General features: G+C 63.2%; 23 protein-coding genes. 3 read left to right on the top strand and 20 right to left on the bottom strand.

Translation table 11 applies throughout. The features are described 5' to 3' along the window. Window positions 1-210 precede the first annotated feature (210 nt). The 9 genes from ftsH to ybgC form a co-directional block, all read right to left on the bottom strand. Window positions 211-2,139, bottom strand: coding sequence for an ATP-dependent zinc metalloprotease FtsH (ftsH, locus tag EN943_RS10455; RefSeq protein WP_027037183.1), 1,929 nt, complete (start codon window positions 2,137-2,139; stop codon window positions 211-213). A gap of 125 nt (window positions 2,140-2,264) precedes the next feature. Beyond that, window positions 2,265-3,641 carry a tRNA lysidine(34) synthetase TilS gene (gene tilS, locus EN943_RS10450; RefSeq protein ID WP_127412544.1) on the bottom strand — a complete coding sequence of 459 codons (1,377 nt, stop codon included), beginning with the start codon at window positions 3,639-3,641 and terminating at the stop codon, window positions 2,265-2,267. Window positions 3,642-3,698: 57 nt separating this feature from the next. Continuing rightward, entirely contained in the window at window positions 3,699-4,829 is a 1,131-nt protein-coding gene (ybgF, locus tag EN943_RS10445; RefSeq protein ID WP_127412543.1) for a tol-pal system protein YbgF, read from the bottom strand. A 226-nt stretch (window positions 4,830-5,055) separates the two neighbouring features. Continuing rightward, window positions 5,056-5,562 carry a peptidoglycan-associated lipoprotein Pal gene (pal, locus tag EN943_RS10440; RefSeq protein WP_109664780.1) on the bottom strand — a complete coding sequence of 169 codons (507 nt, stop codon included), beginning with the start codon at window positions 5,560-5,562 and terminating at the stop codon, window positions 5,056-5,058. Window positions 5,563-5,811: 249 nt separating this feature from the next. Then, the gene (gene tolB / locus EN943_RS10435) at window positions 5,812-7,122 is read right to left on the bottom strand and encodes a Tol-Pal system beta propeller repeat protein TolB (protein WP_013529148.1); all 1,311 of its coding nucleotides are present in this window, start codon (window positions 7,120-7,122) and stop codon (window positions 5,812-5,814) included. Window positions 7,123-7,165: 43 nt separating this feature from the next. Then, window positions 7,166-8,323 (bottom strand): TonB family protein, encoded by a 1,158-nt coding sequence (locus EN943_RS10430; protein ID WP_127412542.1) that lies wholly within the window; start codon window positions 8,321-8,323, stop codon window positions 7,166-7,168. 7 nt (window positions 8,324-8,330) lie between these two features. Further along, window positions 8,331-8,783 carry a protein TolR gene (tolR, locus tag EN943_RS10425; protein WP_023811855.1) on the bottom strand — a complete coding sequence of 151 codons (453 nt, stop codon included), beginning with the start codon at window positions 8,781-8,783 and terminating at the stop codon, window positions 8,331-8,333. A gap of 10 nt (window positions 8,784-8,793) precedes the next feature. After that, window positions 8,794-9,504 (bottom strand): protein TolQ, encoded by a 711-nt coding sequence (tolQ, locus tag EN943_RS10420; protein WP_127412541.1) that lies wholly within the window; start codon window positions 9,502-9,504, stop codon window positions 8,794-8,796. 272 nt (window positions 9,505-9,776) lie between these two features. Next, window positions 9,777-10,259: a tol-pal system-associated acyl-CoA thioesterase gene (gene ybgC / locus EN943_RS10415; protein ID WP_127412540.1), complete on the bottom strand. Its 483-nt coding sequence runs from the start codon at window positions 10,257-10,259 to the stop codon at window positions 9,777-9,779. 57 nt (window positions 10,260-10,316) lie between these two features. Between ybgC and EN943_RS10410 the strand changes: the two genes are divergently transcribed. Next, a complete protein-coding gene (locus EN943_RS10410; RefSeq protein ID WP_127412539.1) occupies window positions 10,317-11,567 on the top strand; it encodes a cellulase family glycosylhydrolase in 1,251 nt (416 codons plus the stop codon). A gap of 142 nt (window positions 11,568-11,709) precedes the next feature. Here the strand turns inward: EN943_RS10410 and EN943_RS10405 are convergent, their stop codons facing one another. The 8 genes from EN943_RS10405 to EN943_RS10370 form a co-directional block, all read right to left on the bottom strand. Beyond that, window positions 11,710-12,606, bottom strand: a complete 897-nt coding sequence (locus EN943_RS10405) for a metallophosphoesterase (protein WP_127412538.1) — start codon at window positions 12,604-12,606, stop codon at window positions 11,710-11,712. 160 nt (window positions 12,607-12,766) lie between these two features. Then, window positions 12,767-13,804 (bottom strand): Holliday junction branch migration DNA helicase RuvB, encoded by a 1,038-nt coding sequence (gene ruvB, locus EN943_RS10400; RefSeq protein WP_023811851.1) that lies wholly within the window; start codon window positions 13,802-13,804, stop codon window positions 12,767-12,769. 43 nt (window positions 13,805-13,847) lie between these two features. Continuing rightward, window positions 13,848-14,468: a Holliday junction branch migration protein RuvA gene (gene ruvA, locus EN943_RS10395; RefSeq protein ID WP_013529140.1), complete on the bottom strand. Its 621-nt coding sequence runs from the start codon at window positions 14,466-14,468 to the stop codon at window positions 13,848-13,850. 28 nt (window positions 14,469-14,496) lie between these two features. Next, window positions 14,497-14,916: a type II toxin-antitoxin system VapC family toxin gene (locus EN943_RS10390; RefSeq protein WP_127412537.1), complete on the bottom strand. Its 420-nt coding sequence runs from the start codon at window positions 14,914-14,916 to the stop codon at window positions 14,497-14,499. Beyond that, the gene (locus EN943_RS10385; RefSeq protein ID WP_127412536.1) at window positions 14,894-15,163 is read right to left on the bottom strand and encodes an AbrB/MazE/SpoVT family DNA-binding domain-containing protein; all 270 of its coding nucleotides are present in this window, start codon (window positions 15,161-15,163) and stop codon (window positions 14,894-14,896) included. Before EN943_RS10385 ends, EN943_RS10390 begins: the two co-directional genes overlap by 23 nt. A gap of 56 nt (window positions 15,164-15,219) precedes the next feature. After that, entirely contained in the window at window positions 15,220-15,729 is a 510-nt protein-coding gene (gene ruvC, locus EN943_RS10380; protein ID WP_127412535.1) for a crossover junction endodeoxyribonuclease RuvC, read from the bottom strand. 75 nt (window positions 15,730-15,804) lie between these two features. Continuing rightward, window positions 15,805-16,338: a DUF1465 family protein gene (locus tag EN943_RS10375; RefSeq protein ID WP_127412534.1), complete on the bottom strand. Its 534-nt coding sequence runs from the start codon at window positions 16,336-16,338 to the stop codon at window positions 15,805-15,807. A gap of 440 nt (window positions 16,339-16,778) precedes the next feature. Then, the gene (locus EN943_RS10370; protein ID WP_127412533.1) at window positions 16,779-17,159 is read right to left on the bottom strand and encodes a hypothetical protein; all 381 of its coding nucleotides are present in this window, start codon (window positions 17,157-17,159) and stop codon (window positions 16,779-16,781) included. A gap of 320 nt (window positions 17,160-17,479) precedes the next feature. Here EN943_RS10370 and EN943_RS10365 point away from each other — a divergent pair, with 320 nt between their 5' ends. After that, window positions 17,480-18,031, top strand: a complete 552-nt coding sequence (locus EN943_RS10365; RefSeq protein WP_127412532.1) for a hypothetical protein — start codon at window positions 17,480-17,482, stop codon at window positions 18,029-18,031. A 31-nt stretch (window positions 18,032-18,062) separates the two neighbouring features. Here EN943_RS10365 and EN943_RS10360 read toward each other — a convergent pair whose 3' ends face one another. The 3 genes from EN943_RS10360 to EN943_RS10350 form a co-directional block, all read right to left on the bottom strand. Then, the gene (locus EN943_RS10360) at window positions 18,063-18,833 is read right to left on the bottom strand and encodes a sulfite exporter TauE/SafE family protein (RefSeq protein WP_127412531.1); all 771 of its coding nucleotides are present in this window, start codon (window positions 18,831-18,833) and stop codon (window positions 18,063-18,065) included. A 118-nt stretch (window positions 18,834-18,951) separates the two neighbouring features. Then, on the bottom strand, window positions 18,952-19,680 hold the full coding sequence (locus EN943_RS10355; protein WP_127412530.1) for a class I SAM-dependent methyltransferase: 729 nt from the start codon (window positions 19,678-19,680) through the stop codon (window positions 18,952-18,954). Between the two features lie 62 nt (window positions 19,681-19,742). Then, the gene (locus EN943_RS10350; RefSeq protein WP_127412529.1) at window positions 19,743-20,222 is read right to left on the bottom strand and encodes an Lrp/AsnC family transcriptional regulator; all 480 of its coding nucleotides are present in this window, start codon (window positions 20,220-20,222) and stop codon (window positions 19,743-19,745) included. A 132-nt stretch (window positions 20,223-20,354) separates the two neighbouring features. Here EN943_RS10350 and EN943_RS10345 point away from each other — a divergent pair. Continuing rightward, the coding region (locus EN943_RS10345; RefSeq protein WP_164778151.1) for a DMT family transporter at window positions 20,355-21,033 on the top strand (679 nt) is incomplete at its 3' end.

Genomic DNA, 21,033 nt, shown 5'->3' with positions numbered 1-21,033 from the left:
GCAGGGTTCGCGGGCCTTTTTGTTGCCTTTCGAGGGCACGCCAGCGGCGACGTTGCCAATCTCCCCCTTGCGGGGGAGATTGGCTATCACCTAGGCTTTCGCCAATCGTCACCGTCGCAGATGCGAGGTCGCGGACAACTCCTCCCCAACGCCAAAAACAAAAAACGCCGCGGAGCAAGCCGCGGCGTTCGATGAAATCAGTGGTCAAGCTCAGCTCGATGGCTGCGGTTCCATACCGCCTTCGGGCTCAGGACCCTTCTTGCGGCGGCCGCCGGACTTCGGCACGGCCGAGCCACGGCTCGGCGGCGTATCGTCGCCGAGGTCGCGTGCGGGCTTGTGGCCGGCGATCAGCTGCTTGATCTCCTCGCCGGACAGCGTCTCATATTCCAGCAGGCCTTGCGCCAGCGCGATCCATTCCTTCTTCTTCTTGGTCAGGATGGATTTCGCCGACGAATAGGCCTCGTCGATCAGGCGGCGCACTTCGGCATCGATGATCTGCGCCGTTTCTTCCGACACGTTCTGCGTGCGCGCCACCGAATGACCAAGGAACACTTCTTCCTGGTTGTCGCCATAGGCGACATGGCCGAGCTTGTCGGAAAAGCCCCAGCGCGTGACCATGGCGCGGGCCAGCTTGGTCGCCTGCTCGATATCCGAGGAGGCGCCGGAGGTGATGTTCTCCTTGCCGAACTTGAACTCCTCGGCGACACGGCCGCCCATCATGATGGCGAGCCGCGAGACCATGTATTTGTAGCTCATCGAATAGCGGTCGCCTTCCGGCAACTGCATGACCATGCCGAGCGCGCGGCCACGCGGGATGATGGTGGCCTTGTGCAGCGGATCGGCCGACGGCACGTTGAGCGCGAGAATGGCGTGGCCGGCCTCATGGTAGGCGGTCAGCTCCTTCTCGGCCTGCGTCATGGCCGACGAGCGGCGCTCGGCGCCCATCATGATCTTGTCCTTGGCGTCCTCGAATTCAGCCATGGTGACGAGGCGCTTGTTGCGCCGTGCCGCCATCAGCGCGGATTCGTTGACGAGGTTCATCAGGTCGGCGCCGGAGAAGCCCGGCGTCCCGCGTGCGATCACCTTGAGGTCGACATTGGGCGCCAGCGGAACGTTGCGCACATGCACCTTGAGGATTTTTTCGCGGCCGACGATGTCGGGGTTCGGCACCACGACCTGGCGGTCGAAGCGGCCTGGCCTCAGCAGTGCCGGATCGAGCACGTCGGGCCGGTTGGTGGCAGCGATCAGGATGATGCTTTCGTTGGATTCGAAGCCGTCCATCTCGACCAGCAGCTGGTTCAGCGTCTGCTCGCGTTCGTCATTGCCACCGCCGAGGCCGGCGCCACGATGGCGGCCGACAGCGTCGATTTCGTCGATGAAGATGATGCAGGGTGCGTTCTTCTTGGCCTGGTCGAACATGTCGCGGACGCGGCTTGCACCGACGCCGACGAACATCTCGACGAAGTCAGAACCGGAAATGGTGAAGAACGGCACATTGGCTTCGCCGGCAACCGAGCGCGCAAGCAGCGTCTTGCCGGTTCCTGGAGGGCCGACAAGCAGCACGCCGCGCGGAATCTTGCCGCCGAGCCGCTGGAATTTCTGCGGATCGCGCAGGAACTCGACGATCTCTTCTAGATCTTCCTTGGCTTCATCGACGCCGGCAACGTCCTGGAAAGTGACGCGGCCGTGCGCTTCGGTGAGCAGCTTGGCCTTCGACTTGCCGAAGCCCATCGCGCGGCCGGAGCCGGACTGCATCTGGCGCATGAAGAATATCCAGACGCCGAGGATGAGGATCATCGGCAGCCAAGAAATCAAATAGCCGAACAGCGAATTGGAACCGTCTGTTTCAGGCCGCGCATTGATGGTGACATTCTTGTCCTGCAGCCGCGAGACCAACGAAGGATCGCCGGGCGAATAGGTCTGGAAGCCGCTGGCATTGTCGGTGTAGGTGCCGCTGATACGGGCGCCCGCGATGGTCACCGTCTTGACCCGGCCCGCCGCGACGTCCTGCAGGAACTGCGAATAAGGCACATCGCTGGAAGCCCCTCGCGTCTGCGGCGTCTGGAACAGATTGAACAGGGCTATGAGCAGGACCGCTATGATCGCCCAGAGCGCGAGGTTGCGATAGTTCGGATTCATCAATTGTCCCGTTGGCGTCCGCGGGGCGGACACGCATCATGAGAGGAAACTTGCGCCTAACATAGGGAGAGCGTCCCCCCTTGCCAAGCAGAACAGCACGTCTGGGTTAAGCTTTCACGCAACCATCAGCCGGCACTGTGGCCGCTGAAAGGCAAGGGCGGCACCGGGGCCGCGCCAATCAGTCTGGCGACGGCCCGCGCCGGCGCCAGATCGAAGGACGGCAGGAAGCGGGCAAAGGGCGCAACGACCGGCCGCACTTCAACCGCCATTGGCGCCCGGCTACCCCCCGACAAATCAAGGCATTCACCGCCCTGCCACAACGCCGGCTCGGCGGCGAGCGCGGCGCGCATCAGGCTCGGCGGGGTTTTTCCATCGCCCGTCGACAGCTGCTTCGCCGCTGCTGCGCCGAACGGGGCAATCAACAATGCGCCGCTGCTGTCGTTCAATGTGATGCGCCGGCGGCCATCCCAGACGGTGCCGTCCATGATGGCAGCGGCGGAGGGCAAGCCGCGCGCCTCGCGGCGCAGGAAGATGCCGGAGCGCCGGGAATCCACAACCGTCCGCGACAATGTGGCGCAAAGAAATCCAGCCCTCAGCCGACCGAACAGCGCCTCGCTGCGGGCCTGATCCGGCAGGAAGGCAATCCCGCCGATCGTGGCCAGCAGGATGCGTAGGGCATAGACAGCCGCTCGCTCGTCAGCGGGGGAGAGCAGGCGCGGGGGGTCGAGGCGGATGAGGCCGATGGCTGGCTGGCTGGCGAAGCGATCGATCAAATCGGCTGCGCTGGCGCCAAGCTGCCTGCGCTCGAGGGCGGCCTGGCCCGCGAGCATCAACATGCCCTCCACATGCTCGACACTCCCGCCGGCAAGTGCGGCCCGCACACGCGGCCGCTCGAAGGCCGCGTCGATATTGGTCGGATCATCGGCCCAGCCGACATCCTCACGCCGCAGGACGTCGCGCAGTGCCGCGCGCCGCAACCCGAGAAGCGGCCGCACGATCCACGCGCGCCAATCATACAAGGTGGCCGGTGCCATGCCGGCAAGTCCCCGGCCTGCCATTTCGACATGGCCTTGGCCCCCGTCCCGCGCGTGCCGCATCAGCACCGTTTCCGCCTGGTCGTCGGCGGTATGGCCAGTGAGGATCATGCCGATGCCTTCGGCTTGTGCCGCCTCGGCCAGCAGCCGGTAGCGCGCCTCGCGAGCGGCGGCGGGCAGGCCGGCCGATGGCTTGGACCCCGACCATGTCAGGATGCGGTGTGAAATTCCGAGTGTGGCGCACAGCTTCGCCACTGTTTGCGCTTCCTCAGCCGAACCGGACCGCAAACCGTGGTCGATCGTCACCGCCAGCAGCCTGGTTGCCGGCGCCGTACGGTCGAGATGGTGTTTGAGAAGAAGGAGCAGGGCGGTCGAGTCGCTGCCGCCGGACACGGCCGCAACAGCGCCGCTGGTAAAATCGATATGCGAAAAAGGGTTAGTCGAAAGGTCCGGCTCGGTGTCGAGCATAATGCATGTCGCCCAAAAGTGATCCCGGTTTCAGGACAACGACATGTATGACAAGGATCAGCAGGCAGCCAGAGCCTTCTCCTGCTTGACGCGTTCCTTGAGTGCGCTGGAAATATCGGGGTAGCGCTTGCCGACCTCGCTGAAGGTGGCGCAGGCAACGTCATGCTGCTTGAGGCCGACCAGCGACACGCCGAGCTTCAGCAACATGTCGGGAGCCTTCTTGGCCTTGGGGTAGTCCTTGCTGGCGGCAAGGAACGTCTCGGCCGCATCGCGGTATTTCTGCTGGCCGAGCAATGACTCGCCCAGCCAGTAATGCGCATCCGCTGCCTTCGCGTCCCTGGGGAAGCGGGCGATGTGGTCGCGAAAACCCTGCTCGGCGGTGCCGTAGTCGCCCGAGAGGATGAACTGGTAGGAGTTGCGGTAGAGCTCCTCCGGGTTGTTGGTGGCGGGCAACGCCGCGACCACCGTATCGGATTTTCCGGCCTTGGGCGCCGCCCCGGCGACTGGCGCGGTGTCCTGCGCTGGCGCGGTCGATTGCGTGTTGCCGCCGGCATCGATGACGTTGCCATTCTTGTCGACGGTGATGGTGCCGAAATTCTTTTCCGGCGCTCCCGTACCGGGAATAACCTTGCCGGGGTCGCCATCGGGAGATTCGACGATGACGTCCTCGACCGTCTTGCCGCCTGCCGATTGATCCTTGGCGGGCGCGGCGCCGGCATCGGCCGGCGCCCGTATTGCCGGGGCCGCTGCCACGTCGTTGTCGGTGCCGGTGGTGGCGTCCGATTTCTTCTGCGCCGGCGGCTGTCCGCCTTGCGTGCCGCCACCTTCCAGCTGCTGGAAGCGGAATTCATTATCTTCCTGCTGCTTGCGGATCTGCTCCTGCATCTGCAGGACCTGGAAATTGAGTTCCTCGATCTTGCCGTTCATCTGTCGCAGCTGGTCTTCCAGGCTGGTGACAGCGGTAGGATCGGACTGCACCAGCTGAACCTGGTCCGGTTTCTTCTTTTGACCAAAAAAGCCGGGCTTTTCACTGAAAATGCCGGGCAATTCGATACTGGGAAGATGGAAGGTAAAGCCGCTGTCGGTTGATTGCCCTGTGCCGCTGGCCCCGGTGCCGCTAGCCAGGGCGGTGACGCCTGATAGGAGCAGCAGCGCAAGCGTGCCGCTCAGAACCGATCTCAAATGCATGTGCCTCTCGCAGTGATTTCGTTAGCTTGTTCGCGCCTTCCAATCAGAATGGGACCAGCCAAGCGCCCTCGGCTCATAGCAGGAGCCGAGACTTCGGCCAAATTTTGTTTCGAGCATCCGGATATGAAAAAGGCGGCCCCAGGGCCGCCTTTCGCACAGGTATGTTGCATTTCTACCGCTAGACCGCCGCGCGTTCTTTTGACGCGCTAGTCAGCTGCGCGATGCCTCAGGAACCAGCGCCGCTAAGCGTGGTGACCGCACGGCGGTTCTGCGACCAGCAGGAGATGTCGTCGCAAACCGCGACCGGACGTTCCTTGCCGTAGGAAATGGTCTTGAGACGGCTGGCCGAGACGCCCTTGGCAACGAGGAAGTCGCGGGTGGCGGCGGCGCGGCGGGCGCCGAGCGCCAGATTGTATTCGCGTGTGCCGCGTTCGTCGGCATGACCTTCGACGACGATGGCATACTGCTTGTACTGGTTCAGCCACTGTGCCTGGCGAGCCAGCGTCGTCTGCGCGTCGGCACGGATCGAGGTCGAGTCCGTATCGAAGAAGATGCGGTCGCCAATGTTGACGGTGAAGTCCTGCGCCGATCCGGGTGTTGCGGCGCCGGCGCCGTTAAGGCCAAGATCGGCCGCGTTGTTCGGCGTCTTCTTCGAGGCGCAACCTGCGATGGCGAGCATCGCCACCAGCGCGATCATGACCGGGTTTCTGGTAAGTGCTGCAATACGGCCCATGCCGCCTCTCCTTCGTAATTCGAGTGGTCTAATTTGAGTGATTTCGTTGATCACCCAGTAACCACGTTTGGGTTAACCGGCATTCAAGAAACACGGTTAAATTTTGGTTTAAGCTGCCCGTCCGCAGCTGTTGGCCTGAAGCCACATTTCACGCGGACCCTAGGCGTAAATACGGCCAAAACGCGACCAAGGCATGGAAAGGAGCCGAAAACGGCCCCCTTTCCAGCATGTGTGGCAATTCAGCCGAACCTATTCAAGCAACGGCGACCAGGCGGGGTCCGAAGCGAAGTTCGCCGTCGGGATTGATTGCTCGTTGCGTCCGGTAAGATCAACCGAGACCAGCTTGGGGCCACCGGCGGAATCGCGGAAGAACATCAGCACGCGGCCATTCGGCGCCCAGGTCGGTCCCTCCTGCTGGAAGCCGGAGGACAGGATGCGCTCACCCGAGCCGTCGGTCTTCATGACGCCGATCTGGAATTCGCCGCCGGTCTGCTTGGTGAAGGCAATCAGGTCGCCGCGCGGCGACCACACCGGTGTCGAATAGACGCCGTCGCCGAAGGAGATGCGGGTCTGGCCCGAGCCGTCGGCGCCCATCACGTAGATCTGTGCGCGGCCGCCACGGTCGGAGGTGAACACCACCTTGCTGCCGTCCGGCGAATAGGACGGCGAGGTGTCGATGGCGGTCGAGTTGGTCAGCCGCGTCGTCGAGCGGCTGCGCAGGTCCATGGCGAAGATGTTGGAATTGCCGTCGTCGCGCAGCAGGCTCATGATCACCTTCTGGCCGTCGGGCGAAAAGCGCGGCGCAAAGGTCATGCCGGGGAAATTGCCGACCAGTTCGCGCTGGCCGGTCTCGATCTGCAGCAGATAGACCCGCGGCTGGCCGCTTTCATACGACATATAGGTGATTTCCTGCCGGTTCGGCGAGAAACGCGGCGTCAGCACGATCGACCTGCCGTCCGAGAGATAGCGCACATTGGCGCCGTCCTGGTCCATGATCGCGAGACGCTTCTTGCGCGCATTCTTGGCGCCGGATTCGTCGATGAAGACGACGCGGGTGTCGAAATAGCCTTTCTCGCCGGTCAGCCGCTCATAGATGGCGTCGGCGATGATATGGGCGACACGGCGCTGATTGGCATCGTTGGCGAAGAACTGCTCGCCAGCCATCTGCTGGCCGGCAAAGGTATCCCACAATCGGTACTGGGCGCGGATGCGGCCGTCGGCTTCCTTGCTGACGCTGCCGGTGACCAGCGCCTGCGCGTTGATCACCTTCCAGTCGTCGAAGCGCGGCGCCGCATCGGGGTTGGTGATCTTCTCGATAAAGGCGCTCTTGTCGATCGGAGCGAACAGACCCGAACGCTTCAGATCGGCGGTGACGATCTGCGAAATCTGCGCCCCAAGCGCGTCGCCGCCCTGGAAATCCGTGATGGCGATCGGCAGCGGCTCGACGTTGCCCTTGTTGACGTTGAGCTCGACGAGCGCCAGCGCCGGCAACGTGCCTGCCGCGGTCATGCCCATCGCCATTGCTGCGACCATCAGGAGCGGCTTGAGGATTGATTTCATGTCTTCTCGCTTCTCGTACTGATTTTCGGATACGCGGGCCGCCTTAGAGGCCCAGCATCTCCCTTGGATCGAAGGTGACGCGGACGTCGGCCCAGATGTCCTGCTTGCCGGCGGGAACCTGCAGGCCGGTGACATCGCATTTTTGCACCGCCCGAACGGCACTTTCGTCGAATTGGCGATTTCCGCTCGACGTTTCGACCGCCGGGCGCCCGTCCAGTTTGCCGGACGCATCCAGGTTGAACCGCACCACGACGACGAAACTCTCGGAACCTTCAAGGCCGACAGGCAGGGTCCAGCAGCCGCCGAGCTGGCTTTCCAGGGCGCCCATTTCGGACCTGGAAAGCTTCTGTCCCTGATCCTTATCACCACCAAGGGACGCCTGCTGCGTCGAGCGCTTGGCGCCGCCGCCGGATGGCTTCTGCTTGTCAAGCATGGCCGAGATCTCGTCGGCATTGAACTGCTTGTCGTCGGACTTCGGCTTCGACGACGCTTCCTTGACCGGCTTGTCGGCGTTCTTGCGCTCCGGCGCCTTGGCGCTTTCGGCCTGCGCCGGCTGCGGCTTCGGCCGCGCCTCCGGCGCGGGCGCCGAGTCGGGCAGCTGCGTCGCCTCGGCGGGGGGCTCCTGCGCTATGGCTTCAGCGACGGCGTCGGGCTTGACCTCGGGCGTCGGATCGATGGCAGCGGTCTTGTCCTGCGGCGGCGGGGTCGGCGCCGGCTTGGCCGGTGTCGGCTTGGGGTCGGGCTGCTTGACCGGCTCGGGCTTGACCTCTTCCTTGGGCGTCGGCGCCGGCGCCACTTCCGTTGCCGGGGTGGGCTTGGGCTTCTCCTGCGGCTTCGGCACGTCCTCGGGCTTCGGCTTTTCGATCGGGGTCGGCGCGGGCGGCGGAGCCGAGGTCATGTCGACGGGCTTCGGCTTGGCTTCCGGCGTTATCGGCTTGTCGGTGTCGACGCTGTTCTCGCCGACCTTCTGCGCATCCGGAACGATGTCCGGACGCTGCGTCGGCACGGGTGCCGGCTTTTCATGCATCACGGCCTTCTTGTCGCCCTGCAACGTCTGCGCAATGGCTTCCATCGGCACGATATCGACGGCGACCGACTCGACGTCGGACGACGGAAGTGCCGCCGGCGCCGTCAGCGTGAACAGGCCGAAGGTCAGCGCCGCCGTATGCAGGATCACCGATGTGGTGAGGCCGGTCTTCATCGCGCGTCTATTGGTCCTGTTCCTGCAGTGAAACCAGGCCGATGTTCTTGTAACCAGCGGCCGAAATGCGGGCCATCACCTTCATCGCGGTGCCATAGTCGGTGGACTTGTCGCCGCGGATGAAGATGCGCTCCTCATAGCCGGTCTTGGAGATCGCCTGCAGCTTGGCTACCAGCTCCTCGATCGGGATCTCGGTTTCCTGCAGATATATCTGGCCGGCGGCGTTGATCGAGACGGTGATCGGCTGCGTGTCGGCATTCATCGCCTTGGCCTGCGTATCCGGCAGGTCGATCGGCACGCCGACCGTCAGCATCGGCGCCGCGACCATGAAGATGATCAGCAGCACCAGCATCACGTCGACCATCGGCGTGACGTTGATCTCGGACATCAGTGCATGGTGACGGCCGCGCCGCCTGTGGCCGCGTCCGCCGCGTCCTCCCATGCCCATGGACATACCCATCTGCTACTCCTCAGGCCTTGGGGGCCACTTTTTCATCGATTTGGCGCGAGAGTATGGCGGAGAACTCGTCGGAGAACCCTTCCATGCGCACGGCTATCTTGCTCGCGTCGGACGACAGCTTGTTGTAGGCGATGACCGCGGGAATGGCGGCGAGCAGGCCGATGGCCGTCGCCAGCAACGCTTCGGCAATGCCGGGCGCAACCACCGCAAGACTGGTGTTCTTGGAGCCGGCGATTGCCTGGAACGAGGTCATGATGCCGATGACGGTGCCGAACAGGCCGATGAAGGGTGCCGCCGAGCCGGTGGTGGCGAGGAAACCTAGGCGGCCTTCCAGCTTTTCCATCTCGCGGGTCAGCGCCAGATCCATCGCCTTGTCGATGCGGGTCTGCAGGCCGAGCGGCGTTTTGGCGCCCTTCTCGAAACTCTTCTTCCACTCGCGCATCGCAGCCACGAAAATGGCCCCCATGCCGGTTGTCTTGCGATCGGCGAGCGTGCGATAGAGCTCCTCCAGCGACTGCCCCGACCAGAACACCTGTTCGAACCGGTTGAGCGCCAGCCGCATGCGGGCATAGGTAACCAGCTTGTCGACGATGATCGCCCAAGTCCAGACCGAGGCGCAGAGCAGGCCGATCATGACCAGCTTGACCACCCAGCTGGCCGAAACGAACAGCGACCAAACCGACAATTGCGCGCCCGGGTCGGCGAGTGCGATATTTTCCATCGTTACGTCCTTAAGATTTTCCGGGCGAAGCTGGCGGCTGGCCCCTGGCATCCCTTGTGGTCGGTTCGCACGAAGCTACCGGAACAACCCCAAACTGTGCCATTCTCGGCCTTTTCAGGGCAAATATTGGTGAAAGGAAGGCGTTCGATAACGTCAATCTTCACCAATCTCTTCATGAACCGTTATGGTTAAGGATGGGTTAGTATATAAGGCGCGGCGCATTGCCACGCCCGGTGACAATGCGCAAGCCATCGACGTTGATCGGAATGGGGCTAGTCAGCTGCGGGCAAGGCCTTGGGCATGAATGCCGCCACCCATTCCCTGGGAAATCGCCTTGGGCGGCCATTTTCGCCGATGATCGCGGCCTCGACCTTGGCCTCGACCAGCACTTCGGCGCCGCGCTTGAGCTGCTGCGCCATGAAGATGCGTGCGCCGGAAATGTCCTCGGTGCGGGTGTCGACCGTCAGGATGTCGTCGATGCGGGCCGGGCCGCGAAAGTCGATCTCCATGCGCCGCACCACCCAGACTATTCTTTCGCCATGCTTGCCATCGGCAAGCTCTGTGTGGTGCACGCCGGTCAGCCTGAGATAGTCGGACCGGCCGCGCTCGAAGAATTCGAGATAGCGCGCATGGTAGACGACGCCGGAGAAATCGGTGTCGGCGTAGTAGACCCGCGCCATCAGCCGGTGGCCGAACGCCGTCAGCGCGCCGGAAAGCCCGGCCAGCAGCGTCGCCGATTCACCATGATCGCCCATTGCGCTTCCTTTTTCAGCCCCGGCGAGGCACCTGTTTCCAGCAGAACATAACATCGGATGGCACTGTTGACGGCGATGATCAAGAGTTTGACAGCGGCGCTGTTCGTGCTGGTGGCTTTGGCGCTGCCTGGCCAGACCGCGACATTCTCGATGAAGCGCGGCCTCAACCTCGATCAGTGGGTCACATGGCCGGGTGAAGACCAATGGGGCGACGCCAAGGCCCTCCTGCCCTATCCGGAATGGCGCAAATTCCTCAGGGATGACGATCTCAAGGCGTTGAAGGATGCCGGCTTCGATTTCCTGCGCATGCCGGTCGACCCGTCACCTTTCCTGTCCAGCCAGACCGTGGCCTTGCGCGACGACCTCTATGCCAGCGTGCTGGACTCGGTGCGCATGATCAACCACGCCGGGCTGAAGGTGGTCGTCGACATGCACCTGATCCCGGCCGGCGGCAGCCGCAAGATCGGCATGGCTGAAGTGATGGACGACCCACGGACCTTCGACGCCTATATCGAGATGGTCCGCAAGATGGCCCGCACGCTGGCCAGAGAAGATCCCGCCCAGGTCGCCTTCGAGCCGATGAACGAACCGATCGTCGACTGCGACAGCGACGGCACCAGCCTGTGGCCGGGCCGCCAGCGCAAACTGTTCGCCGCAGCGCGATCCTCGGCGACGAAATTGACCCTGGTGCTGACCGGCGCCTGCTATTCCGCCGCGAGCTCACTGGAGAAGATCGACCCGAAGACGATCCCGGACGACAATGTCATCTGGACCTTCCATTCCTACGATCCGTTCCTGCTCACCCATCAGGGCGCGACCTGGGCCGGCGACTTCATCCCCTATGTGACCGGCCTGCCCTATCCGCTGACCGCGGTGCCCAAGGCACAGCTCGAGGTGACGCTCGACACCATCCGCGCCAGGATCAAGGCCGAGGCGCCGTGGACAAGGCAGAGCGGCCTGCTTGCCTATCTCGACGAACAGGTCGCCAGCATGGGCAGCCCCGATAGACTGCTAGGCTTGATGGATGCGCCGTTCAAAAAGGTCGAGGCGTGGACGAAGGCCAACGGCGTCAAGTCGGAAAATATCACGCTGGGCGAGTTCGGCATGATCCGCCAGGAATACGGCAACGCCTATGTGATGCCCGCCGAGTATCGAGCCGCCTATGTCAGGGACATGGTCGCGCGCGCCGAAGCACATGGCTTCTCGTGGTCGGTGTGGAGCTATGGCGGCGCCTTCGGCATCGTCGATGCCTTCAACGGCGACAAGGCCGAACCGGAGGTGATGGACGTAATCCGTTCCCTTCACTGAAGGGCGGTTGAGATTCAGGTCAGGCCAAGCCGAAAAATGACTGATACCGAGAACCGGAACGGAGCGGACAAGTGGGTCCGTGAGTACCGGAAGCGCAGGTATCGGCCATTTGCAGGCCGGCCTCACCTGAATATCAACCGCCCTAGCCAAGGTCGATCGACAGGATTTCCGGCCGCATTCCGAAACGGACCGGCAATATGCTGAAGCCGAGCCCGCCCGAGACGATCAGATTGCGGTCGTTCTCGACGACATGGCCATAGGCATAGCGATTGCCGAAACGCGACGGCACGACAGGCGAATAGCCGAACAGCCGCACTTGTCCGCCATGGGTGTGGCCGGACAGGGTCAGCGAGACCCGCCACGGCACCTTCGGAAAAATATCGGGCTCATGCGCAAGCAGGATGATGGGCGAGGTGTCGCTGACCTTGGCCAGCATGCCGTCGAGATCGTCCAGTCCCGTGAAGCCGGCGCGATCCCTGGTCGGCAGCAGGGCCAACTGGTCGGCGAGCCCGGCAATCCAGACACCATGCCCGTCCTTTTCCAGGCGCACGACATCGTTCTCCAGAACCGGAACGCCGACTTTCTCCAAGGCCTTGCGTGCTATGGTCGGGCCGGCCCCGGCGCGCTGCGCGAAGCCATCCGCCCACCAGTCATGATTGCCGAGGATCGACAGCACGCCGAGCGGCGCCTTGAGGCCCGACAGGGCGGACGCCCATTGCGACGGCGTCACCGGGCCGGTCACCAACGGCATGCCGGCAATGTAGTCGCCGAGCAGGACGATCAGGTCCGGCTGCAGCGCATTCGCGTCTTCGACAAGCGAGGCGATCCGCTCCGGCGTCATCCATGGCCGGCAGGCATGGATATCGGCAAGCGCGACGATGCGCAGCTTCAAGCCATCCGGCCAATGCGGCGGTGTCAGCGCATAACGCTTCACATGCGTCAGCAGCATCGGCTCGATGCCGACCGCATAGGCGCTGAAAGCGGAAACTGACAAACCCGCCCCGCCGATGAAGCGCAGGAACCCGCGTCTGGTGATCATTGCATGGCTCCGGCAAACCATCGGAGCGAGATTGCCCCGGCGATGGCACCGTCACCAAAGCCGACGAATGCGCCGGCAAACCGGCGAAGCTGAGGATATTTTGCGCAGGCCGTTCGCGGATCCTCTATCGGCCTGGAACCTGCGCCTGATCGCCCGGCCGCTATTCTTCCTGGAACAGGTTGATCTGCTGCTGCGCCAGATCCTTCGGCGCGTCGAGGCCGAGATGCCGCCAGGCATTGGCCGTCAGCATGCGGCCGCGCGGCGTGCGCTGGATGAAACCCTGCTGGATCAGATAAGGCTCGATGATGTCCTCGATGGCATCGCGCGGTTCGGACAGGCCTGCGGCGATCGTCTCGATGCCGACCGGCCCTCCGCCGAAATTGCGCGCGATCATGCTGAGGTACCGGCGGTCAAGCGCGTCGAGGCCGAGCGCATCGACTTCCAGCCGGGTCAACGCCTCGTCGGCGATCTTGCGGTCGACATGGCCATCGCCGGCCACCGAGGCGAAATCGCGCACGCGGCGCAAGAGCCGGCCGGCGATGCGTGGCGTGCCGCGCGCACGCCGCGCGATTTCCAGCGCACCGTCGTCGCCGAGCGGCATCTGCAGGATGCGCGCGCCGCGCCGCACGATCTGCTCCAACTCCTCGACCGTGTAAAAGTTGAGCCGCACCGGAATGCCGAAACGATCGCGCAACGGGTTGGTGAGCAGGCCGAGCCGCGTGGTGGCGGCAACCAGGGTGAAGCGGGCGAGGTCGATCTTGACCGAGCGCGCCGCCGGTCCCTCGCCGATGATCAGGTCGAGCTGGAAATCCTCCATCGCCGGATAAAGGATTTCCTCCACCGCCGGGCTCAGCCGGTGGATCTCGTCGATGAACAGCACGTCGCCTTCTTCGAGATTGGTCAGCAGGGCCGCAAGATCGCCCGCCTTGGCGATGACCGGGCCGGAGGTCGAGCGGAAATTGACGCCGAGTTCGCGCGCCATGATCTGCGCCAGCGTCGTCTTGCCGAGACCGGGCGGCCCGACGAACAGCACATGGTCGAGCGCTTCGTTGCGGCCTTTGGCGGCCTCGATGAACACTTTGAGATTGGCCCGCACCGCCGCCTGGCCGACGAAGTCGTCGAGCGTCTGCGGCCGCAAGGTCTGCTCGGCATCCTCGCCGCGTTTTTCCGGCGCAATCAGGCGGGGCGACAGGCTCATGACGCCTTCCTTGCATACGGCAAGGAGCGGAACAAGCGACGGTTCACCGCGCCAGTTCCTTCAGTCCAAAGCGGATCAGTTTCGGCGCATCGGCATCTTCGCCCGCCGTCTTCAGCGCCGCCGCCACTGCATTGGCGGCCGTGTCGCGCGAATAGCCGAGATTGACCAACGCCGAGACCGCGTCGGTGATCGGCGCGGATGCCACGCCGTCGCCGAGCTCCTGCTTCAGGCCGATGGTGCCCGAGGCGGTGCCGGCATAGGCCGGCGCCTTGTTCTTCAATTCGGTGACGATGCGCTCGGCCACCTTCTTGCCGACGCCGGGCGCGCGCGAAACCATGGCGATGTCGCGCAGCGCAATCGCATTGGCGAGGTCGGCCGGCGCCAGCGTCGACAGGATGGCCAGCGCCACCTTGGCGCCGACACCCGGCACATTGTTCATCAGCAGCCGGAACCACTCACGCTCCAGCACCGACTGGAAGCCGTAGAGCCGCAGCATGTCCTCGCGCACATAGGTCTCGATGAACAGCACCACCGCTTCGCCGGGCGAAGGCAACGCCGCCAGCGTGCGCGCCGAGCAATAGGCGACGTAGCCGACGCCATGGATATCGACGAGGCAATGATCCTCGTCGACCTCGTCCAGCGTGCCCTTGAGCTTGCCGATCATGCCAGATCTTTCATGGAAGATAGGCCCCTCATGGGTACGTTTCAGGAGAGATGATGTCGAGGTCGGGGAAATAACTGCGATAACGCGCGGCGTCGCGTGTCAAAAGACGATGTCCAGCAATGGTCGCGTGAGCACCGATAAAGAAATCAGGCAAGGTTCTTTCCCTGATGCCACCGGCCCGGCGATAGCGGGAATGCGTGACGCCCGCAAGGAATGCCGCGTCCCAAGGTACAAGTTCGCGATCCATCTCAAGCATGTCGACTGCTTTTCGAAGCGCCGTTTCCGTCGCAATCAGCGGCGCCAACTCGGACCAGACGATCGTGTTGACAACCAAAGCGCCATCGCGGCGGCAGGAGCCGATTGCCGACGCTGACCATTTTGTCAGCGGTCCGGCCGGTCCCCAAACGTCGATCAGGACATTTGTGTCAATCAACGTCGAGATCTTCACGCGGCCCCCTCAACCACTCCATATACTGATCGGTGGTCATGCCTCCCAGATCCAACGTCCCCTCCATCCGGTCAAGGACATCGCTGAACCTGCGCAATTTCTCCTCTTCGGAGATGTTCTCGTTGACGGCAACCAGCCGAACGTCCCCGTCGGTGGCCACGAATTCCACCTCGGAACCCGGGCCGATGCCCAGACGGTCCCTTATAGGCTTGGGGATCGTGACTTGCCCCTTGATGGTCACGCGCATGGTAATACCTCTGAGGTATTACTTATCCTCGCAGCGTGAACAAGTCAAGAACGCCGCTAGCCAGCGAGCGCCATCCGGTAGGCCACGCTTTGCCGGTGATGCGCGTGGCAGATGGCGATGGCAAGCGCGTCGGCGGCATGTTCGGTGTCGAAAATGGCTTTCGGCAACAGCACCTTCACCATCATGTGGATCTGCTTCTTGTCACCATGGCCGACGCCGATCACCGCCTTCTTGACGGCGTTGGGCGCATATTCGGCAACGACGAGACCCGCACGCGCCGGCACCAGCATGGCGATGCCGCGTGCCTGGCCGAGCTTCAGCGTCGCCACGGCGTCCTTGTTGACGAAGGTCTGTTCGACCGCTGCCTCGTGCGGCATGGCGGCATGCAGGATTTCGGCCAGCCCGTCATGCAGCTGGCAAAGCCGTGTTGCCAATGCCGCCTTGTCGTCAGACTTCACAGTGCCGGAAGCAACGAAGCGCAGCGAATTGCCGAGGCTTTCGACGATGCCCCAGCCGGTGCGCCGAAGCCCGGGATCGATACCGATGATGCGAATCGCTTCCGCCATTTGCCGACTTTACCTCCGGCGGACAGCGATGCCAGCGAAATGTGAACAAACCGGAAACAGAAGGCGAGCCGAGGTTTAACCCCGGGCGAAAGCCGTGTTGAGCAGGCTGATCTGGTCGGAAACCGGATTGAGGCGGCGAGCCATCGGTTGCATGTCGACCACGGCGCCAGAGCCATAGATCTCGTCGTCCATGCGGCGCACCAACGCTTGCAGGCGCAGCGAGCGGGTGACGAGGTCGAGGAAATCCTCGGGCAGCTCGGCCCAACCGGCGGCTTCGTCATGGGCGGAAGCGGTGTCGAGGCGCACCTTGGACTTTTCCGACGCGACCTGGTCACGGGTCATCTCGCCGGAATTGGCGGCGCGCTGCAAAAGCAGCCAGGAGGCAACCTGCATCAGCCTGGTGGTCAGCCGCATCGATTCGGCCGCGTAGAGCGTGGCGGCCAGCCGCGACAGTTTCTTTGCCTCGGCCCGGCCCTTGCCGTCGAGATATTCGGCGGCCTGTTCGACCAGGCCCATGCCTTCCTGGTAAAGCGGCTTGAAGGATTGCGAGAAAACCCGGCGTTCCGCCAGCTTGACGGTTTTCGCACTGCCCTTCGAAGGCTCGTTCATTGATACGCCCCTGCACTTGCGACCGGCTGATTCGGCTCCCTGCCGATACACCCGGAACCCTATCTGACTGAAGCTTGAAAATGCGCTTCGTCACCGGTGAAGGCAAGCACATGTTTAACAGAAGGTTAACGGTGAGCCGATGTCGAGCGGCGCCTCGGAAAATTGGACAAAAGGGAAAATGCGGACAAAAAAAGAGCCGCGGATAAGGCGGCTCTCAGGAGTTTAACAGGGAGGCGTCAAACAAAGTGGCTCCAACCACTCGGTAAGAATCCAGATCACTGGATGAACATAGTAAACACCTGTAAAGCTTAATGAAGCCTTAACGGCGCGGATGTTTTTTGACCGAACGCCGCCATACTGTGCCGTAACAGCACAGCATCCCCTGCGTCAGGCTAGGCCTGCCCTCCAGACCGCCGGCACAGCCTCACCTCAGGTCCAGCTCAGGCGGTCTTCCAGATCGCCGGCAAGGCGATGAAGGCGAACAGCAGCATGGCTGCGTAGAAGCCCATCGAGGAGGCCGCCACCAGCGGTTCGATCGCGGCATTGCCGGCAAGCAGGAAATAGAGGCCGATCAGCAGTCCGATGCCGCTGACCGCCGTCAGCCAGAAATGAACGGTGGCGAGCGTCTTCTGCCCGATTGCCGGAAACAGATGGTAGAAGAAGGCGAAGACCGCCGACATCAGCCATCCGGCCACCATCGTGTGGGCGTGGGTCGGCATCTGGCCGTGATCCTGGCTGATCGCCATGTACAGGCCGAGCGCCATGCCACACAGCGAATAGATGATGGCCAGCGTGAAGAAATTCCGTGCTATCCCTTGCATAATGGTCCCCCGATTGCCTTTTCCCGTTGTGGGAATGGGTTGATCGTCAGGCAACTGTTGTCGCCACCGGGCTCCCGGCGTCGGCGCATTAGCATCGGCCATGTTTCCGGACGATGTCGCGTCAACCCCTCCCGACGATTCGTACATTAGCAGGAAATCAGATAGCGCGTTCACTATCTCAGCGCTTCTTCATTGCGCTGAAACAGAGCCGATTTTTTCGCGACATCGTTCCGAAACAGGCACCGCGCTAAACGCCCGCTCCTCTGACGGCGGCGCCATCCGCCGCCGCAAACTTGACCGGAACACTGCAGGAGCAACCCATGGACTGGTACTCGATCGTCAAATTTCTTCACGTCACTACCGCCATTCTGTGGGTCGGCGGCGGCTTCGTGCTGTTCCTTCTCGGCATGCTTGCCGAACGGGCGGGCAACATCGAGGATAAACTGCAGGCGATGCGCGCCAGCGGCCAGCTGGGCGGCAGGTTCTTTGCCCCGATGTCGATGCTGACGCTGATCTTTGGCCTCATCATGTGCTGGTTCTGGGTCGGCTTCTCCGATCTGTGGACCCTGATCGGCCTGGCCGGCTATGCCACGACCTTTTCGATCGGCATGTTCATCTTCAAGCCGACCGGCGAGCGCATGGGCGAGATGATCGTCAAGGAGGGCGTCACACCAGCCGTTCTTGCCATCGGCCAGCGCATGATGAGCGCGGCACGCTTCGACTATGCGGTGATGCTGGTCATCATTGCAGACATGGTGCTCAAGCCGACCGTGCATGACATCGGCATCCTCGCCGGCATGGTGCTGGTCGTCATGGCAGGCGCCACACTGGCCCTTGGCGGCAACCGTCGCCTGGTTCCGAGCGCTGCCTGACCCCTGATCGTGAGGCGGCGCGGCGGCCTTTCTAGATCAGACCTGCGATGCCATCCCACAGCAGCTTCAGCGCCACGACCGCGACGGTTGCATAGGTGAAGGGATAGAAGGTTTCCGGCCGCATCCGCCGCACCAGCCAGGCCCCGGCGATGGTCGACAGCGGCGCCAGCGGCATCAGCACCGCCGACGCCGTCAGATTGGCGGTGTCGAACTGGCCGAGCGCGAAATAGGGAACCAGCTTCAGCGCATTCGTGGCGGCAAAGAAGATCGCGGCGGTGCCCGACAGAACCTTCGGGTCGAGCCGGATCGGCAAGGCATAGACCTGGAAGGGCGGGCCGCCGACATGGGCGACGAAGCTGGTGAAGCCGGCGACCGTGCCCCAGACGGCGGCGGCCACGCGGTTGGGCGCGGCCGCGTGATCGGCGCCATGGCGGAACTGCAGATAGAGCCAGCGCAGGACGAAGATGATGGCGACGGCGCCGACGATCAGCCGCACCGCCTCTTCGGTCACCAATGCCGCCGTCAGCCAGCCAAGGCCGATGCCGATGACGGCGCCCGGCATCATGTCGACCAGCATCTTGCGGTCGTAAACACCCCACCATGTCCACACCGAGACTATGTCCATCAGGCACAGGATCGGCAACAGGATGGCCGCCGCCTGCACCGGCGGCATGGTCAGGGCCATCAGCGGCACGCCGACGAAGCCGACGGCGCCGCCAAAGCCCCCCTTGGACAGGCCGACCAGAATGACCGCCGGAATGGCAGCCGCATAGAACCACGGATCGAGAAGCAGGCCTGACATGGGAGGGGGACTGGTCCGGAGGGAAAGCGTGTCGACGCTTGAATAACCCAGAATGCCGGGCGGAGCGACAGCAAATATGAGCGCGGCGGCCGTACACTCGGCCGACGCCGACCGGTGCCTACCGACGCGCCGATACCAGCAGGAACATCGGCCGCTCAAGTTCCTCCGCCAGTTCGGGTTTGGCCTCAATCTGCTCGGCTGTCGGGCGGAATTCCTCGACATGCCCGATGGTGAAGCCGGCTTGGATCAGAGCATTGAGCGTGGTGCCGATCGTGCGGTGATGTTTTACGACGCCCTTGGCCAGCCAGTCCGTGCTGCGCGGTCCTTCCACAAGATACTGGTCGACAGGCCACGTCTTGCGGCCTTCGCTGTCGATCACCCAGCCGGGTCTTGTCGGCGCCATGAAGATAGGATGTTCCGTCGAAAAGACGAAATGCCCCCCAGGCGCCAGGGCCTGATGCACGGTCCCGAACAGACGCAGCACATCCTCGACATAGTGCAAGGCGAGCGAGCTGTAGACGAGATCGAAGCTGGCTTCCGGCAGGCTGAGCCGATCGAGATCGGCCGTCTCATAGCTTATGCCAGCATCAGGGCCGACGGCCCTTGCCCGGGCAAGCATCTTCTCCGACAGATCCAGGCCAAGCACCTGCGCCGCGCCATGCTCGCGGACCCAGCGGCAGAACCAGCCGAAGCCGCAGCCGAGATCAACGACCCTCAAGCCGCCGACATCGGGCAGCATCGCGCGCAGTGCCGGCCACTCGGCGGCACCCTCCAGCCCTTCGACCGAACGGCCGAGCTGGCTGTAGCCTGCGAAGAAATCCTCACGGTCGTATATGTTCTGCGCCATGGTTCCGGCCTCGTTTGGACCGGCACCCTAGCCAACCGGCCGCCGGCTTTCCACCGGCTCGATCAGGATGCCTGCAAGACCTTTGCCCTGTCGCGCGGTGAAGCTGCATCGAGCGGCGGCGGCCGCCGCCGGATCGGCTGCGCCTTGATGATGGCGGTGCTTGTCTCGGCCTTGTCGGCGATACGGTCGAGAATTCCGTCGAGATCGCCGATCGATCGGACGAACAGGCGGGCGACGAAGCAGTCATCGCCCGTCACCTTGTCGCATTCGCCGAATTCGGGGATGCCCTCGATGAGCTTCTGGACGATATGCAGCTTGCCCGGCAGAGGCCGGATGCGCACGATGGCCTGCAAGGTATAACCGAGTGCCAGCGGATCGATCTCGACGGTGAACGCCCGGATGACGCCGCGCTCCTCGAGCCGTCGCAGTCGCTCCGAAACGCTTGGCGACGACAGCCCGACCTGGGCGGCCAGCTCCTTCAGCGAGGTCCGCGCATCCTTGACCAGGATTTCGAGGAGATTTCGGTCGAGATCATCCAGCATTTTACATTTCCTGCTGATTTGGAGCCGTCGCCTAATATAATTAGGCCATTTATCCATACCTCCTTTCTCATCCGATAGAAAGCGGCGTAGCCGCATGAGATTATAGCGGTTGAACTGATACGGAGGTTTGTTGTGAACGAAACAGTGCGTGGCACGGTCGAAATGTCCGCCGCAATGGCGATCCTGGGAACGATCGGATGGTTCGTCGTCCTGTCCGGCCAGCCGATCATGGATGTGGTGTTCTGGCGTTGCGCTTTCGGCGCGCTGACGCTGCTCATCATCTGCGCCGGGCTGGGATTGCTGCGCAACAGGCTGTCGCTGCGCATCATCGGCATCGCCGCGCTCGGCGGCGTCGCCATCGTCGTCAACTGGCTTTTGCTGTTCAGTGCATTCTCGCGCGCATCGATCTCGATCGCCACCGCCGTCTACAACACGCAGCCCTTCATGCTGGTCGGATTCGGCGCGCTCTTCTTCACCGAGCGGCTGACTTTGACCAAGCTGACCTGGCTGGCCATCGCCTTCGCCGGTATGGTGCTGATCGTGCAGTCGGCCCCCGACGCCGGTGATGTTGGCACGGACTATTTTACCGGCATCGTCATGGCGCTGGGCGCGGCCTTCTTCTGGGCCGTCGCCGCCATCGTCACCAAGAAACTCAAGGGTACGCCGCCGCACCTGATTGCGCTGATCCAGGTCTGCGTCGGCGTCGTCATGCTGGCGCCTTTCGCCAATCTTACACATCTGCCTACCGACCCATGGAGCTGGGTCATGCTGGCGACGCTCGGCATCGTCCACACCGGCCTGATGTACATAC

It is taken from the genome of Mesorhizobium sp. M7A.F.Ca.US.006.01.1.1 (assembly GCF_003997935.1).
Classification (GTDB): Bacteria; Pseudomonadota; Alphaproteobacteria; order Rhizobiales; family Rhizobiaceae; genus Mesorhizobium.
This window is presented reverse-complemented; position numbering and strand designations above follow the sequence as displayed.

Coding starts and splice junctions, on each gene's coding strand:
- ftsH (WP_027037183.1), bottom strand. CDS start 2,139: ATGAATCCGAACTATCGCAACCTCGCGCTCTGGGCGATCATAGCGGTC.
- tilS (WP_127412544.1), bottom strand. CDS start 3,641: ATGCTCGACACCGAGCCGGACCTTTCGACTAACCCTTTTTCGCATATC.
- ybgF (WP_127412543.1), bottom strand. CDS start 4,829: ATGCATTTGAGATCGGTTCTGAGCGGCACGCTTGCGCTGCTGCTCCTA.
- pal (WP_109664780.1), bottom strand. CDS start 5,562: ATGGGCCGTATTGCAGCACTTACCAGAAACCCGGTCATGATCGCGCTG.
- tolB (WP_013529148.1), bottom strand. CDS start 7,122: ATGAAATCAATCCTCAAGCCGCTCCTGATGGTCGCAGCAATGGCGATG.
- EN943_RS10430 (WP_127412542.1), bottom strand. CDS start 8,323: ATGAAGACCGGCCTCACCACATCGGTGATCCTGCATACGGCGGCGCTG.
- tolR (WP_023811855.1), bottom strand. CDS start 8,783: ATGGGTATGTCCATGGGCATGGGAGGACGCGGCGGACGCGGCCACAGG.
- tolQ (WP_127412541.1), bottom strand. CDS start 9,504: ATGGAAAATATCGCACTCGCCGACCCGGGCGCGCAATTGTCGGTTTGG.
- ybgC (WP_127412540.1), bottom strand. CDS start 10,259: ATGGGCGATCATGGTGAATCGGCGACGCTGCTGGCCGGGCTTTCCGGC.
- EN943_RS10410 (WP_127412539.1), top strand. CDS start 10,317: ATGGCACTGTTGACGGCGATGATCAAGAGTTTGACAGCGGCGCTGTTC.
- EN943_RS10405 (WP_127412538.1), bottom strand. CDS start 12,606: ATGATCACCAGACGCGGGTTCCTGCGCTTCATCGGCGGGGCGGGTTTG.
- ruvB (WP_023811851.1), bottom strand. CDS start 13,804: ATGAGCCTGTCGCCCCGCCTGATTGCGCCGGAAAAACGCGGCGAGGAT.
- ruvA (WP_013529140.1), bottom strand. CDS start 14,468: ATGATCGGCAAGCTCAAGGGCACGCTGGACGAGGTCGACGAGGATCAT.
- EN943_RS10385 (WP_127412536.1), bottom strand. CDS start 15,163: ATGCGCGTGACCATCAAGGGGCAAGTCACGATCCCCAAGCCTATAAGG.
- ruvC (WP_127412535.1), bottom strand. CDS start 15,729: ATGGCGGAAGCGATTCGCATCATCGGTATCGATCCCGGGCTTCGGCGC.
- EN943_RS10375 (WP_127412534.1), bottom strand. CDS start 16,338: ATGAACGAGCCTTCGAAGGGCAGTGCGAAAACCGTCAAGCTGGCGGAA.
- EN943_RS10370 (WP_127412533.1), bottom strand. CDS start 17,159: ATGCAAGGGATAGCACGGAATTTCTTCACGCTGGCCATCATCTATTCG.
- EN943_RS10365 (WP_127412532.1), top strand. CDS start 17,480: ATGGACTGGTACTCGATCGTCAAATTTCTTCACGTCACTACCGCCATT.
- EN943_RS10360 (WP_127412531.1), bottom strand. CDS start 18,833: ATGTCAGGCCTGCTTCTCGATCCGTGGTTCTATGCGGCTGCCATTCCG.
- EN943_RS10355 (WP_127412530.1), bottom strand. CDS start 19,680: ATGGCGCAGAACATATACGACCGTGAGGATTTCTTCGCAGGCTACAGC.
- EN943_RS10350 (WP_127412529.1), bottom strand. CDS start 20,222: ATGCTGGATGATCTCGACCGAAATCTCCTCGAAATCCTGGTCAAGGAT.